Genomic DNA, 12,939 nt, shown 5'->3' with positions numbered 1-12,939 from the left:
CCGGGGCGTCGCGGCCTTAGAATGGAATATTCCCTTCTCCCACGGACAGATTCCCCCGCCGCAGTTGCCCGACGTTATGCGCTGGTCCGTACGGTTCGCCAGCATAATTACACAGCTGTAACCCTGTCGAAGCAGGACTGTCGTATTTAGGCCACGATACGGTCACAGCGGCTGTTGCAGCCGTGCCGGTTGACGCTGGGAACGACTTGTCGGACTTAGGACGCAGGGCTGGCGGCCAGCCGGCGAGGACCCATCATGTCGTTCATTTCCAGTATCGCGGCCGCTGCGGCCGTCGCGTCCATCTCCACCGCCGCCGCCGCCGCCGCCGCCCCGCAGCAGGAACGCGCCGGGACCCTGGCCCGTCTGACGGCCTGCCGGGCCATCGCCGACGGTCCCGCGCGCCTGGCCTGCTATGACGCCGCCGTCGGCGCGCTGGACGCCGCCGAACGGCAAGGCGAGGTGGTCGTCATGGATCGCGCCCAGATCGGCGAAGCCCGGCGCCAGCTGTTCGGATTTGAAATGCCGACCCTGCCCCGTCTGTTCGGGGGCGAGGGCGTCGCCGAGCTCGACTCGATCGAAACCACGCTTCAAAGCGCCTCCCAGGTCGCTGACAACCGTTGGGTCTTCCGCCTGGCGGACGGCGGCGTGTGGCGTCAGATCGACTCGGACCGGGTCAATTTCCGAAATCGCGCCGGTCAGCCGGTGCGGGTGCGCAAGGCCACCCTGGGCAGCTTCCTGCTGACGGTCGGCGACAGCCGCGCCGTGCGGGTGCGGCGGCAGTAGCATGGGCCCGCGTCCGCTTTCGCCGACCGTCTGGACCTCGCCGCAGCTGGCGCCGGAGGTCCTGGCGGACCTGGCCGCGTCGGGCGTGCAGCGGATCATCAGCAACCGTCCGGACGGAGAGGACCCGGGACAGCCTACGGCCGCCGAGATGGAAGCCGCGGCGCGGAACGCCGGACTGGACTTTGGCTGGGTTCCCGTATCCGGGACGCCGGGACCCGCGCAGGCCGCCGCCGTGAGGGAGTTGCTGGCCGACGGTCGACCGACGGTGATGTTCTGCCGCTCGGGGACGCGTTCCGCCGCAGCATGGGCGATGGCGGAACGGCTCCGCGGCGTGGATGCGGAGGATCTGCGCGCCGCGGCGGCGGGCGCCGGCTATGATCTCAGCCGGTTGCCGCTCTGACGGATCAGCGAAGAATGGCGACCCGCGCGGCGTAGGGGGCGGGTTCCGGCGTACAGGAGGCCACGGCCAGCTGCATCGCCATGAGACACAGGAAGGCCGCAGCCACGAGCTGGAGCCGATTTGAGACAGCCAGGGCGATGGAAACGGCCACGATGCGCACTCCGCAGAAGGTTTACGAAGTCCTAACGCAAGGTCCGGGCCGCGGCGGATGATCCCCTTTGTTTCGATGCCCCCTTTCGAATACGGCCGGGCCGACGCGGTCTCGCCGCTGATCCAGCGGGTCATCGCGAACAATCCCGGGCCGTTCACCTTCACCGGGACCGGAACCTATATCGTCGGCGGGCCCGACGCCGGAGCCGGCGTGGCGGTGATCGACCCGGGACCGCTGGACGAGACCCATCTGGCGGCGCTGCTGGCGGCCGTGGCCGGCCGGCGCGTGAGCCATGTGCTGGTGACCCATACCCACCGCGACCATGCGCCCCTCGCCCGCCCCTTCGCAGCCGCCGTCGGCGCGCCGGTCCTGGCCGCCCGGCCGCCGGCGCGAACGATCCACGTCTCCGCGGCGCTGGATGAGGAAGACGACGAAACCTTCACGCCGGATGTCGTGCTGGCCGGCGGAGAGGTCGTCAGGGGCGACGGATGGACCCTGGAGGCCCTGGCCACGCCGGGTCACGCCTCGAACCACATGGCCTTTGTCCTTCGCGAGGAGAACGCCCTGTTCAGCGGTGACCATGTGATGGGCTGGTCGACGACGGTCGTGGCCCCGCCTGACGGCGACATGACCGCCTATATGGACAGTCTGGACCGGGTCATCGCCCGGGGCTTCTCGACCCTGTGGCCCACCCACGGAGCGCCGGTGACCGGGCCGGGCCCCTTCCTGGCCGCCTACAGGGCGCACAGGCTGGCGCGGGAGGCCCAGATTGTCGAACGGCTGGCCGCCGGGGACCGGCGGATCGCGGAGATCGTCCCGAACCTCTACGCGGCTGTTGACGCCCGTCTGTGGCCGGCGGCCAGCCTTTCGGTCTGGGCCCATCTGATCGCCCTGGAGGCCGCCGGCCGGGCGCGCGCCCGGCCGAACGCTGCGATCGACGCGGACTGGTCCCTGACCTGAGGCTCAGCGGCTGGTCCGGAGCGCCTCGCTGATGCGGGACGCCATGCGGCAGGCGTCGCCGCCATGAGGCCGGTCGTCGCGCGCGGCGACGCGGATGTCGGTGCGTCCGGGCCGGATACGGATGACGGCGTCATGGTCGAAGCCGAACCAGAAGCTTTCGCGGCTGCCGTCCGCCCGCGCCACGCCGGCGCCGCGAATGGTGAAGCCCGCCTGTTGCAGAGCCCAGGCGGCCGAACCGGGCGCGACCTGGGTCATCACCGGCAAGGCGCCAGGACAGGCCTCGACGCCGGCGGCGGCGCGGGGCCCCCGCCCCCGTCGCTCGTCGTTCAGATCGCCGAAGCCGGGGATCTCCACCAGATCGGTGCTGATGTCCTCGGGCGGAGCGGCGGCCATACGGCCGTTGTGCCAGGCATAGGCGGCCAGGGTTCCTCCGCCCGCAACGACCGCCGCCAGGGCCAGCAGGCCCAGCCGGCGGAAATCGCGCAGCGCGAGAACGAGCGCCGCAAGCGCGGCCGTGGCGCTGACGATCGACAGCCACCAGCCGACCCGCATCGTCAGCAGGTCATAGCCCGTCTCCGGCGACAGGCCGCCCGAGCGGGTCGCCAGCGCGGCGGCCAGCACCAGCAGGGGTGCGGCCAGGCTCAGGGCCAGCAAGGCCCCGACCGCGCCCTGCCCCCGAACCTGCCCCCGCGCTCGCGCCACGGCGTCAGGCCCCCGCCGTCGGCAGGCGATAGTCCTTCATCCGGTCGCGGATCAGCTTCTTGTCGACCTTGCCCGTGGCCCCCAGCGGGATGTCGTCCACGAAGACCACGTCATCGGGCATCCACCATTTGGCGATCTTGCCGTGCAGGAAGTCGAGATGCTCCTGCTTGTTCTGGGCCTCACCGGACTTCAGCTTGACGATCAGCACCGGCCGCTCGTCCCATTTGGGGTGGGCCGCGCCGATGACGGCCGCCAGTTCGACCTTCGGATGGCCGACGGCGATGTTCTCGATCTCGATCGAGCTGATCCACTCGCCGCCGGACTTGATCACGTCCTTGGCGCGATCGGTGATCTGCATGAAGCCGTGCTCGTCGATCGTCGAGACGTCGCCCGTATCGAAAAAGCCCTCGTGGTCGAGGATGTCGCCCCCCTCGCCCTTGAAATAGGCGCCGGCGATGGTCGGGCCCTTGATCATCAGACGACCATAGGTGTGCCCGTCGTGCGGCATGTCCTGACCGGCGTAGTTCTTCAGCTTCAGCTCGACGCCCAGAGGCGGCACACCCTGTTTGACGCGCCATTTCATTTGCTCGTCATAGGGCAGGGCCAGCAGTTCAGGCGGCAGGTTGGACAGGGTGCCGATCGGCGAGGTTTCGGTCATGCCCCAGCCCTGGAGCACCTCGATGCCGAACTCTTCCTGGAAGGCGCGGATCAGGCTTTCGGGCACCGCCGAGCCGCCGATCAGCACCTTTTTCACCGTCGGGATGCGCAGGTTGTTTTCGCGCAGATGCGTCAGCAGGCCCTGCCACACCGTCGGCACGGCGGCCGAGAAGGTGACGCCCTCGCTCTCGATCAGCTCATAGATGGCCGCGCCGTCCATGCGCGCGCCCGGCATCACCAGCTTGGCGCCCGAGGCCGGTCCCGCAAAGGCGATGCCCCAGGCGTTGGCGTGGAACATCGGCACCACCGGCAGGATCACCTCTTTCGGAGACGGTCCCAGGACGGTGGACTGCATGCCCAGCAGCGTATGGATGAAGTTCGAGCGGTGCGAGTACAGCACCCCCTTGGGATTGCCGGTCGTGCCGGAAGTGTAGCAGAGGCCGCAAGCGGTCTGTTCGTCAAATCCGCCCCAGGCCACGTCTTCCGAGGCCGTCCCCAGCAGGGCCTCATAGCATTCTGCGCCGGGCAGCCGGGTCGCCGGCATGGTCAGTTCGTCGGTCAGAACCACCACCCGCTCCACCGTGGGGCAGTGCGGCAGCACGGCCTCCAGCAGGGGAATGAAGGTCAGATCGACGAAGATGATCTTATCCTCGGCGTGGTTGATGATGTAGGCCAGTTGCTCGGGAAACAGGCGCGGATTCAGGGTGTGGCAGACGGCGCCCATGCCCATGATGCCGTACCAGACCTCCATATGGCGGCCGCTGTTCCAGGCCAGGGTGGCGATACGGTCCCCGACCTTGACGTCCCAGTCCTTCAGCACGCTGGAGACGCGTTTGGCCCGGGCGTGGATCTCGGCATAGGTGACGCGGACGATCGGTCCCTCGACCGAACGGGTGACCACCTCGCGGTGGCCGTGCCAATTTTTCGCATGGTCCAGGATCTTGTCGACCGTCAGCGGCCAGTCCTGCATCAATCCGAGCATCACGATCCCTCAAGCCTGCGCCTGCTTTTCGAGGCGCTTTAAAGTCACGCTATCGGCGTGATCGTCGATAAGCAACGTGACGCAGGGTCACCCGCAGACCTGCCCGGCTTGGCGAAACCGGTCGCGGAGTCCTAGAAGCGGCCCATGTCCATTCTTATCGCCATCACCGGCGGCTCCGGCTCCGGCAAGAGCACCCTGGCGGAAGCCCTGGTCTCGGCCCTGCCGGACGGCAGCGCGGTGCTGTTGCGCGAGGATTCCTACTATCGGGACGCGGCGGACCTGCCAGACTTCGACCCCCGCACGTTCGACTTCGACGACGTGGCGGCGCGCGATCACGACCTGATGATCCGGGACCTGACCGCGCTGAAGGCGGGCGGCGGCATCACGGCGCCGGTCTATTCCTTCATCCGCCACGGGCGCGAGCCGGGCGGCGAAGCCGTCGCGGCGGCGGATGTCGTGATCGTCGAGGGCACCCATGTGCTGTGCACGCCCGACCTGGTTCGCCTGTTCGATATCCGCGTCTTCGTCGACACCCCTGCCGACATCCGCTTCATCCGCCGTCTGCTGCGCGACCAGGCCGAACGGGGACGCACGGCGGACTCGGTCATCGACCAGTATCTGGCCACCGTCCGGCCCGGACATGAACGGCTGACCGAACCGTCGCGTCTGAACGCCGACTTCGTCGTGGCGGACGCCACCGCCGCGGTGCGTCTGGAGGATCCCCAGGCCGTGGTGCGGCTGGCCGCCCCGGTGCTGGCCCATCCGCTGCTGGTGGCCCTGCTCGACCGCTGATTGTCCGGAGCCGTCCGCTCCCTCTTGCTCCCCGCCCGATGACGGGCCAACCTCGCCGCTCCAGCAAGCAGCGAATTTCATGCAGGCCACGGCGGCGCAACACCCTCCCCTCCCGGATCCGAAGCGCGAGTCGATCCTGCGGCACGCACGCCGGGCCTTCGTCACGGAGGGCTACGCCGGAGCCAGGATCGAACCGATCGCGCGCGACGCCGGAGTCTCCACCGCGACCCTCTACGCCCTGTTCGACGGCAAGGCCGAGCTGTTCACCGCGGTGATCGAGGACGCCACCGGCGATTTCCATCGTCTGATGCAGCGGGTTCGCATGGCCGACGGTCCCGCGCGCGCGCGGCTGACCTGTTTCGCCGTCGCCTACGCCGGATTCATGGCCGATCCCTTCATCCGCTCGGTGTTCCGGCTGGTCATGGCCGAGCGGCCGCGGTTTCGCGACGTGGCCATGCAGGCCTTCGACCGCGGCAAGGCGGACTTCGGCAAGGTGCTGATCGACGCCCTGCGTGAACTGGTCGAGCAGGGCGAACTCCGGATCGAGCGCACCTCCTGGGCGGCGGGCCAGCTCATGGGAATGATCGAACATCCCGTCTTCTTCATGCCGCTGGTCACCGGGGACGAGGTCATGCCGGTCCGCGCCGTGGACCAGATCGCCTCCGACGCGGTCGAGACCTTCCTGGCCCGCTACGGCGTCTGAGGATCAGGGCTGAAGCCGGGTCCGGGTCCAGTCCGCGCCGGTCCTATCGAACCTCAGCCGGTCGTGCAGGCGGAACGGCCGGTCGCGCCAGAATTCGATCTGGTCCGGCACGATGCGCCAGCCCGTCCAGCGTTCGGGCCGCGGCACGTCCCGGCCTTCGAACCGCGCCGTTTCGCGGGCCACGGCCCGTTCCAGCGCCTCACGGCTTTCCAGCGGCCGCGACTGTTCCGAGGCCCAGGCCCCGATGCGGCTTTCACGCGCCCGGCTGGCGAAATAGGCGTCGGCCTCGGCCGGGGACACCGGTTCGACCCGTCCACGCACCCGCACCTGCCGGCGCAGGGATTTCCAGTGAAACAGCAGCGCCGCGCGGGGCTGGCCGGCCAATTGCCCGCCTTTGTCGCTCCCGGCGTTGGAATAGAAGGCGAAGCCGCCCGCATCGACATCCTTGAGCAGGACCACCCGGCTGTCGGGCGCCCCGCTCGCATCGACCGTGGACAGGGTCATGGCGTTGGCGTCGTTCGGTTCCGTCCCCCTGGCGTCGTTCAGCCAGTCGATGAACAGCGAAACCGGGTCGGGCCGCTCGAAGATCGTCTCGTCGCCGTTGGCCGCCAGGGCGGCGGCGTAGTCGCGGGCGTATTCCTCGCGGGTCGGGCTGGACGGGATCACGGGTGCGGTCATGGGGCTCAGATAGTCCATCCGGCGCGGTCGGGCGAGAGCGTCACGGTTAACCGGGCATTGACTCTATGTCGCGCCTTAGTGGCGGCATGCGCGCCCGATCGCTCCCCGAGGTCGTTTCGACCCGTGACGCCTATGCCCTGCTCGGCCTGACCGGCCCGGCGGAAGGCGCGGCGCTGACCGCCGCCTTCCGCACCGCGATCAAGGCGGCGCGGCCAGATGCGCCGGGCGGCGGCGAGGACCGGTTCCGCAAGGTTATCGCCGCCTGGCGCCTGATCCAGCAGGAGACGGCCCCGCTGGCTCTCGCCGCGCCGGCGCGGGCCGCCCCCGCCCTGCCCGTCGTCGGCCTGGATCCGGACGCAGCCCTGAACGGCGGCGTCGTCGAGGTGCGGCTGGGCCGCCGCAGGCTGCGCGTGCGCGTTCCCGCCGGCCTGCGCAGCGGCGAACATCTGCGGCTCAGGGGGGCGGGCGAGGCCGGCGCCGACCTGTATCTGCCCGTGCTGGTGCGGGGCGACGGACGGCTCAGCGCGGTGGGCGACGATCTCTACATGACCTGCCCGGTCCCCCTCCGGCTGCTGGAGGACGGCGGGCGGCTGGAGATCCAGACCCATGCCGGCCCGCGCTCGGCCTGGCTGGTCGGCGGGCATCAGCCGCTGCGGTTGCGCCTCAAGGGCCTGGGCCTGCCGGCCCGCGGCGCGCGGCCCCGGGGACATCTGTTCGTGACGCTGGAGCCGTCCGAGGACGCGCCGTCGGCGGCCGAGGATCTGCTGGTCCGGTTCACGCGCGTCTGGACGCCGGACCGGCTGGCGGCCTAAGCCTGACGGGTCATGTCGCACAACACCTTCGGCCATCTGTTCCGCGTGACCACCTGGGGCGAGAGCCACGGGCCGGCGATCGGCTGCGTCGTCGACGGCTGCCCGCCGCTGATCCCGCTGACCGAAGCGGACCTTCAGCCCTGGCTGGATCGACGCAAGCCCGGCGGCAGCCGCTTCGTGACCCAGCGGCAGGAGAGCGACACGGCCCGCATCCTGTCGGGCGTGTTCGACGATGGCGCCGGCCCCGTGACCACCGGCACGCCCATCGCCATCCAGATCGACAATGAGGACGCCCGCTCGAAGGACTATGGCGAGATCGCCCGCGCCTTCCGGCCCGGCCACGCCGACTTCACCTATCAGGCCAAATACGGCGTGCGCGATCATCGCGGCGGCGGCCGGTCGTCGGCGCGCGAGACGGCCGTGCGGGTCGCGGCGGGCGCCGTGGCGCGCAAGGTGCTGGGCGACGGCGTGCGCATCCGCGCGGGAGTCGTCCAGCTGGGCCCGCACAGGATCGCGCCGGAGGCCGTGGATTTCGACGCGGTGTACGACAACGCCCTGTTCGCGGCGTCAACGGCGGTCGTGCCGGCATGGGAAGAGTATCTGGACGGCGTCCGCAAGGCCGGCTCGTCCATCGGCGCGGTCGTGGCGCTGGAGGTCACGGGCGTTCCCGCCGGCTGGGGCGCCCCCGTCTATGGCAAGCTGGACGCGGAACTGGCCGCCGCCATGATGTCGGTAAACGCGGTCAAGGGCGTCGAGATCGGCGCGGGCTTCGGCTCGGCCGAGCTGTCGGGCGAGGAGAACGCCGACCAGATGCGGATGGGAGACGACGGCCTGCCCGTCTTCCTGTCCAACCACGCCGGGGGGGTTCTGGGCGGCATCTCGACGGGCCAGCCTCTGACGGCCCGGATCGCCTTCAAGCCCACCTCCTCCATCCTGACCCCGCGCCAGACCATCACCCGCGACGGCGAGGAGACCGACCTGCGGACGAAGGGACGTCACGACCCGTGCGTCGCCCTGCGCGGCGTGCCGGTGGTCGAGGCCATGGCGGCCTGCGTGCTGGTGGACGCCATGCTGCGGCATCGCGCCCAGATAGGCTGAGCCCTTTCAGCTACTGAGACTGTTGCTTATATAGGCGCCAGCGAGGTTCATAACCCTCGAACCCCGGGAGCATCCCCATGATCGACGTCAGACCTTTTGCCAGCCTCGGCGGCGCGAACCACGGCTGGCTGAACGCCAAACACCATTTCTCCTTCGCCAACTACTATGACCCTGCCCGCATGAGCTGGGGCCGGCTGCGCGTCTGGAACGACGACGAGATTGCGGCCCGGTCCGGCTTTCCGCCCCACCCGCACTCGGACATGGAGATCATCACCTACGTCCGCACCGGGGCCATCACCCATGAGGACTCCATGGGCAACCGCGGCCGGACCGGCGCCGGCGACGTCCAGGTGATGAGCGCGGGCACGGGCGTGCGCCACTCGGAGTTCAACCTCGAGGACGAGACCACCACCCTGTTCCAGATCTGGATCGAGACCGACAAGCCAGGCGCCAGGCCGGGCTGGGGCATGAAGCCCTTCCCGAAATCGGACCGGACCGGAAAATTCCAGGTCCTGGCTTCCGGCGACGCCTCGGATGAGGCCCTGACCATCAATGCCGACGCCAGGGTGCTGGGCGCGACGCTGAACGCGGGCGAGAGCCTGACCTACAGCCTCGGCGAAGGCCGCCGCGCCTATCTGGTGCCCGCCGTCGGCGAGGTCGAGGTCAATGGCGTGCCGCTGAACGCACGCGACGGCGCGGCCATCAAGGACGAGGCCGAGATCACCATCACGGCCAAGGCCGACGCCGAACTGGTGATGGTCGACAGCCTCTGACCTCCGTCAGGGCATGCTGAACAGGACGCGGACCCAGCCCACCGCCTGGGCCTGCTCCAGGGCCTCGAAGATCGGGATGGCCAGGAAGAAGGCCAGGCCATCCCGCAGGGTCGTCAGAAAGAACACGGGGCGAACCTCGATCGTCTCGGTGTCCCGCCACCTTGAGAACCGCGGCCAGAACCTGGGGGTGCGGGCGCAATAGGCCCGGTACTCATCGCCGAACGTGGTCGTCAGCCAGATCTCTTCCTGTCTCACGGTGACGTAGAAGACCGCCACGGCGATGATGAGGAACAGGCCGGCGATGACAAGGCTGCCCGTCTGGGCGCCCATGCCGAAGGCGCCGATGAAGCTGAACAGATACAGCGGATTGCGGCACAGGGAGTAAGGCCCGGTGCTGACAATCTCAGCCTTCTTGCGGCCGCCGATGTAGAGCGAACACCAGGCGCGGCCGACAACGCAGATCACGATCATGGCGAGACCTACCGCCTCGACACCGTCGTGTAGCCAACGGGCGGACACCAGGGTCTTGCTGATTGCGGCGAGGGCGCAGGTCGCGATGAGCGCGAAGAGCAAGGCGGCTTTTCGGATCAGTTGCACGCGGCGAAGGTGGTGGGGATCTGACACGTGAACGCCTCCTCAGGTGGAGACGGAAAGAACGCCCTGTACGATGCGGAAACCGCCACGGTCGCCCAACTCGCGCGACCTTCAGCAGAACGGGACGCCAAACACCCGCTCAATGCAAGGCCGCAATGTTCTGCCCGCCTGTAGCCAATGAAAACCCCGCCCGGAACAATCCGGCCGGGGTTCTCAATAGTTGGCTTCAGTCCGTCAGTGGGTCGCCGGCACCGTGCCGGCGTCCTGGATCGGCGGGGCGGTCGGCAACGGATCGGTCGCCTCGTCCCACTCCACCGGGGTCAGGGTGCCGGTCAGGGCCCATTTCAGGGCCTCGTCGGCCGTCTTGATCGGGACGATCTCCAGCGCCGACTTCACATTGTCGGGCACGTCGGCGAGGTCCTTCTCGTTTTCTTCCGGGATCAGCACCGTCTTGATGCCCGAGCGAAGGGCCGCAAGCAGCTTCTCCTTCAGGCCGCCGATGGCGGTGACCCGGCCGCGCAGGGTGATCTCGCCGGTCATGGCGATGTCCTTGCGGATCGGGATGCCGGTCAGGACCGAGACCATGGCCACGGTCATGGCCACGCCCGCCGAGGGACCGTCCTTGGGCGTCGCGCCGTCGGGCACGTGCACGTGGATGTCGGTCTTCTCGAACGCCGGCGGCTTGACGCCGATGCTGAGCGAACGGGCCCGGACGTAGGAGGCGGCGGCGGAGATGGACTCCTTCATCACCTCCTTGAGGTTGCCGGTCACGGTCATGCGGCCGCGGCCCGGCATCTTGATCGCCTCGATGGTCAGGATCTCGCCGCCGAACTCGGTCCAGGCCAGGCCGGTGACGATGCCGACCTGATCCTCCTCGTCCGTCTCGCCGTAGCGGAACTTACGAACCCCGGCGAACTCGGCCAGTTTGGCGTCGTCGATGGTGACCGAGAGCGTCTTGTTCTTCGACATCTCACGCACCGACTTGCGCGCCAGGCCGCCCAGGGCGCGTTCCAGCGACCGCACGCCGGCTTCCCGGGTGTAGTAGCGGATCAGGTCGCGGATCGAGCTGTCCGGGACGATGAATTCGGCCGGCTTGAGCCCGTTCTCGGCCGTCACCTTGGGCAGGACGTGCCGCTTGGCGATCTCGACCTTCTCGTCCTCGGTGTAGCCGCTGACCCGGATGATCTCCATCCGGTCCATCAGGGGCTGGGGCATGTTCAGGCTGTTGGCCGTGGTCACGAACATGACGTTGGACAGGTCGTAGTCGACCTCCAGATAGTGGTCCCCGAACGCATTGTTCTGCGCCGGATCCAGCACCTCCAGCAGGGCCGAGGACGGATCGCCCCGCCAGTCGGCGCCCAGTTTGTCGATCTCGTCCAGCAGGATGAAGGCGTTGGTGGTCTTCACCTTCTTCATTGACTGGATGATCTTGCCCGGCATGGAGCCGATGTAGGTCCGGCGGTGGCCGCGGATCTCGGCCTCGTCGCGCACGCCGCCCAGCGACATGCGGATGTATTCCCGGCCGGTGGCCTTGGCGATCGACTTGGCCAACGAGGTCTTGCCGACGCCCGGAGGGCCGACGAGGCACAGGATCGGACCCTTCAGGCTGTTGGTGCGCGACTGCACCGCCAGATACTCGATGATCCGTTCCTTGACCTTCTCGAGGCCGTAGTGGTCCTCCTCGAGGATGGCCTCGGCCTTTTCGAGGTCGATCGGCTTCGTCTTGGCCTTGCCCCACGGGATCGACAGCAGCCAGTCGAGGTAGTTCCGCACCACCGTCGATTCCGCCGACATCGGGCTCATGTTGCGCAGCTTCTTGACCTCGGCCTCGGCCTTGACGCGAGCCTCCTTGGACAGGCGCGTCTTACGGATGCGCTTCTCCAGCTCCATGATCTCGTCGCGGGCGTCGTCGGTCTCGCCCAGCTCGCGCTGGATCGCCTTCATCTGCTCGTTCAGATAATATTCGCGCTGGGTCTTCTCCATCTGGCGCTTCACACGCGAGCGGATCTTCTTCTCGACCTGGAGGACGGAAATCTCGCCCTCCATCAGGCCGTAGACCTTCTCCAGGCGAGACGGCACGGCGATGGTCTCCAGCAGGCCCTGCTTGTCGGCGATCTTGACCGACAGATGGGCGGCCACCGAGTCCGCCAGCTTGGACGGGTCGGTGATCTGGGGGATGGAGCTGAGCGCCTCGGGCGGCACCTTCTTGTTCAGCTTCACATAGTTTTCGAACTGCTCGATCACGGCGCGCAGCAGGGCTTCCGACTGCGCCGGCTCGCCCGGATCGTCGGCGATCTCGACGGCCTCGGCCTCGAAATACTCCGTGCGGTCCGTGAATTTGGTCAGGCGGGCGCGGCTCTTGCCCTCGACCAGCACCTTGACGGTGCCGTCAGGCAGTTTGAGCAGTTGCAGGACCGTGGCCAGGACGCCGATCGGATAGATCGCGTCCGCGGCGGGGTCGTCATCGACGCTGTTCTTCTGGGTCGCCAGCAGGATCTGCTTTTCACCCTTCATGATCTCGTCGAGCGCCTTGACCGACTTCTCGCGTCCCACGAACAGCGGCACGACCATGTGCGGAAAGACGACGATGTCTCTCAGCGGCAGGACGGGCAGGGTTTTGGTCTCGGACATGATGCGTACTCTCTAGCGGGGTCCTCGTTGATCTCGGACCCGCCGCGTCGGCGTCGGAAGCGGCTGTGCTTCCCGTTTCGACTCGGCCCGCCATTCGGCGGCCTTCGAGTGAGTATGTGGTTCTGCCGACGCCGGGTTCAAGCGTCGCTGGTAGACGCCGCCGGTTTCCATCCACAAGGGCCCAACCCGCACGGCGGGCCCACAGTTCTCCGGCTGTCAGCAT

The 12,939-nt window shown here is 68.4% G+C and carries 14 protein-coding genes; 8 read left to right on the top strand and 6 right to left on the bottom strand.

All coding sequences use genetic code 11. From position 1 onward, the window contains the following. Nucleotides 1–255: 255 nt before the first annotated feature. Both VN378_RS01385 and VN378_RS01380 read left to right on the top strand, forming a co-directional pair. A complete protein-coding gene (locus tag VN378_RS01385; RefSeq protein ID WP_325740253.1) occupies nucleotides 256–783 on the top strand; it encodes a hypothetical protein in 528 nt (175 codons plus the stop codon). 1 nt (nucleotide 784) lies between these two features. Continuing rightward, nucleotides 785–1,183, top strand: coding sequence for a TIGR01244 family sulfur transferase (locus VN378_RS01380; RefSeq protein WP_325740251.1), 399 nt, complete (start codon nucleotides 785–787; stop codon nucleotides 1,181–1,183). Between the two features lie 4 nt (nucleotides 1,184–1,187). On the opposite strand, the gene VN378_RS01375 is transcribed toward VN378_RS01380, so the two are convergent. Then, on the bottom strand, nucleotides 1,188–1,334 hold the full coding sequence (locus VN378_RS01375; RefSeq protein WP_325740250.1) for a hypothetical protein: 147 nt from the start codon (nucleotides 1,332–1,334) through the stop codon (nucleotides 1,188–1,190). A gap of 57 nt (nucleotides 1,335–1,391) precedes the next feature. On the opposite strand from VN378_RS01375, the gene VN378_RS01370 reads away from it, so the two are divergent. Continuing rightward, the gene (locus VN378_RS01370) at nucleotides 1,392–2,294 is read left to right on the top strand and encodes an MBL fold metallo-hydrolase (protein ID WP_325740249.1); all 903 of its coding nucleotides are present in this window, start codon (nucleotides 1,392–1,394) and stop codon (nucleotides 2,292–2,294) included. A gap of 3 nt (nucleotides 2,295–2,297) precedes the next feature. Here the strand turns inward: VN378_RS01370 and VN378_RS01365 are convergent, their stop codons facing one another. Both VN378_RS01365 and VN378_RS01360 read right to left on the bottom strand, forming a co-directional pair. Next, on the bottom strand, nucleotides 2,298–2,996 hold the full coding sequence (locus VN378_RS01365; protein WP_325740247.1) for a hypothetical protein: 699 nt from the start codon (nucleotides 2,994–2,996) through the stop codon (nucleotides 2,298–2,300). 4 nt (nucleotides 2,997–3,000) lie between these two features. Then, nucleotides 3,001–4,635 carry a long-chain-fatty-acid--CoA ligase gene (locus tag VN378_RS01360; protein ID WP_325740245.1) on the bottom strand — a complete coding sequence of 545 codons (1,635 nt, stop codon included), beginning with the start codon at nucleotides 4,633–4,635 and terminating at the stop codon, nucleotides 3,001–3,003. Between the two features lie 144 nt (nucleotides 4,636–4,779). Between VN378_RS01360 and udk the strand changes: the two genes are divergently transcribed. Both udk and VN378_RS01350 read left to right on the top strand, forming a co-directional pair. Next, nucleotides 4,780–5,427, top strand: a complete 648-nt coding sequence (gene udk, locus VN378_RS01355) for a uridine kinase (RefSeq protein WP_325740243.1) — start codon at nucleotides 4,780–4,782, stop codon at nucleotides 5,425–5,427. Between the two features lie 79 nt (nucleotides 5,428–5,506). Beyond that, nucleotides 5,507–6,130 (top strand): TetR/AcrR family transcriptional regulator, encoded by a 624-nt coding sequence (locus tag VN378_RS01350; RefSeq protein WP_325740241.1) that lies wholly within the window; start codon nucleotides 5,507–5,509, stop codon nucleotides 6,128–6,130. A 3-nt stretch (nucleotides 6,131–6,133) separates the two neighbouring features. On the opposite strand, the gene pdxH is transcribed toward VN378_RS01350, so the two are convergent. After that, complete coding sequence (pdxH, locus tag VN378_RS01345) at nucleotides 6,134–6,808, bottom strand: pyridoxamine 5'-phosphate oxidase (RefSeq protein ID WP_325740239.1); 675 nt, start codon at nucleotides 6,806–6,808, stop codon at nucleotides 6,134–6,136. Between the two features lie 86 nt (nucleotides 6,809–6,894). Between pdxH and VN378_RS01340 the strand changes: the two genes are divergently transcribed. The 3 genes from VN378_RS01340 (at nucleotide 6,895) to VN378_RS01330 (ending at nucleotide 9,491) form a co-directional block, all read left to right on the top strand. Further along, nucleotides 6,895–7,620, top strand: a complete 726-nt coding sequence (locus VN378_RS01340; RefSeq protein ID WP_325740237.1) for a DnaJ C-terminal domain-containing protein — start codon at nucleotides 6,895–6,897, stop codon at nucleotides 7,618–7,620. 12 nt (nucleotides 7,621–7,632) lie between these two features. Continuing rightward, on the top strand, nucleotides 7,633–8,718 hold the full coding sequence (gene aroC, locus VN378_RS01335; protein ID WP_325740235.1) for a chorismate synthase: 1,086 nt from the start codon (nucleotides 7,633–7,635) through the stop codon (nucleotides 8,716–8,718). A 77-nt stretch (nucleotides 8,719–8,795) separates the two neighbouring features. Continuing rightward, nucleotides 8,796–9,491, top strand: a complete 696-nt coding sequence (locus VN378_RS01330; RefSeq protein ID WP_325740233.1) for a pirin family protein — start codon at nucleotides 8,796–8,798, stop codon at nucleotides 9,489–9,491. Between the two features lie 6 nt (nucleotides 9,492–9,497). Here VN378_RS01330 and VN378_RS01325 read toward each other — a convergent pair whose 3' ends face one another. Continuing rightward, complete coding sequence (locus tag VN378_RS01325) at nucleotides 9,498–10,115, bottom strand: isoprenylcysteine carboxylmethyltransferase family protein (RefSeq protein WP_325740231.1); 618 nt, start codon at nucleotides 10,113–10,115, stop codon at nucleotides 9,498–9,500. Between the two features lie 204 nt (nucleotides 10,116–10,319). Then, nucleotides 10,320–12,716 carry an endopeptidase La gene (gene lon / locus VN378_RS01320; protein WP_325740229.1) on the bottom strand — a complete coding sequence of 799 codons (2,397 nt, stop codon included), beginning with the start codon at nucleotides 12,714–12,716 and terminating at the stop codon, nucleotides 10,320–10,322. Nucleotides 12,717–12,939 lie beyond the last annotated feature (223 nt).

It is taken from the genome of Brevundimonas sp., assembly GCF_035561115.1.
Lineage (GTDB): Bacteria > Pseudomonadota > Alphaproteobacteria > Caulobacterales > Caulobacteraceae > Brevundimonas.
This window is presented reverse-complemented; position numbering and strand designations above follow the sequence as displayed.

Coding starts and splice junctions, on each gene's coding strand:
- VN378_RS01385 (WP_325740253.1), top strand. CDS start 256: ATGTCGTTCATTTCCAGTATCGCGGCCGCTGCGGCCGTCGCGTCCATC.
- lon (WP_325740229.1), bottom strand. CDS start 12,716: ATGTCCGAGACCAAAACCCTGCCCGTCCTGCCGCTGAGAGACATCGTC.
- VN378_RS01380 (WP_325740251.1), top strand. CDS start 785: ATGGGCCCGCGTCCGCTTTCGCCGACCGTCTGGACCTCGCCGCAGCTG.
- udk (WP_325740243.1), top strand. CDS start 4,780: ATGTCCATTCTTATCGCCATCACCGGCGGCTCCGGCTCCGGCAAGAGC.
- VN378_RS01360 (WP_325740245.1), bottom strand. CDS start 4,635: ATGCTCGGATTGATGCAGGACTGGCCGCTGACGGTCGACAAGATCCTG.
- aroC (WP_325740235.1), top strand. CDS start 7,633: ATGTCGCACAACACCTTCGGCCATCTGTTCCGCGTGACCACCTGGGGC.
- VN378_RS01340 (WP_325740237.1), top strand. CDS start 6,895: ATGCGCGCCCGATCGCTCCCCGAGGTCGTTTCGACCCGTGACGCCTAT.
- pdxH (WP_325740239.1), bottom strand. CDS start 6,808: ATGACCGCACCCGTGATCCCGTCCAGCCCGACCCGCGAGGAATACGCC.
- VN378_RS01350 (WP_325740241.1), top strand. CDS start 5,507: ATGCAGGCCACGGCGGCGCAACACCCTCCCCTCCCGGATCCGAAGCGC.
- VN378_RS01330 (WP_325740233.1), top strand. CDS start 8,796: ATGATCGACGTCAGACCTTTTGCCAGCCTCGGCGGCGCGAACCACGGC.
- VN378_RS01370 (WP_325740249.1), top strand. CDS start 1,392: ATGATCCCCTTTGTTTCGATGCCCCCTTTCGAATACGGCCGGGCCGAC.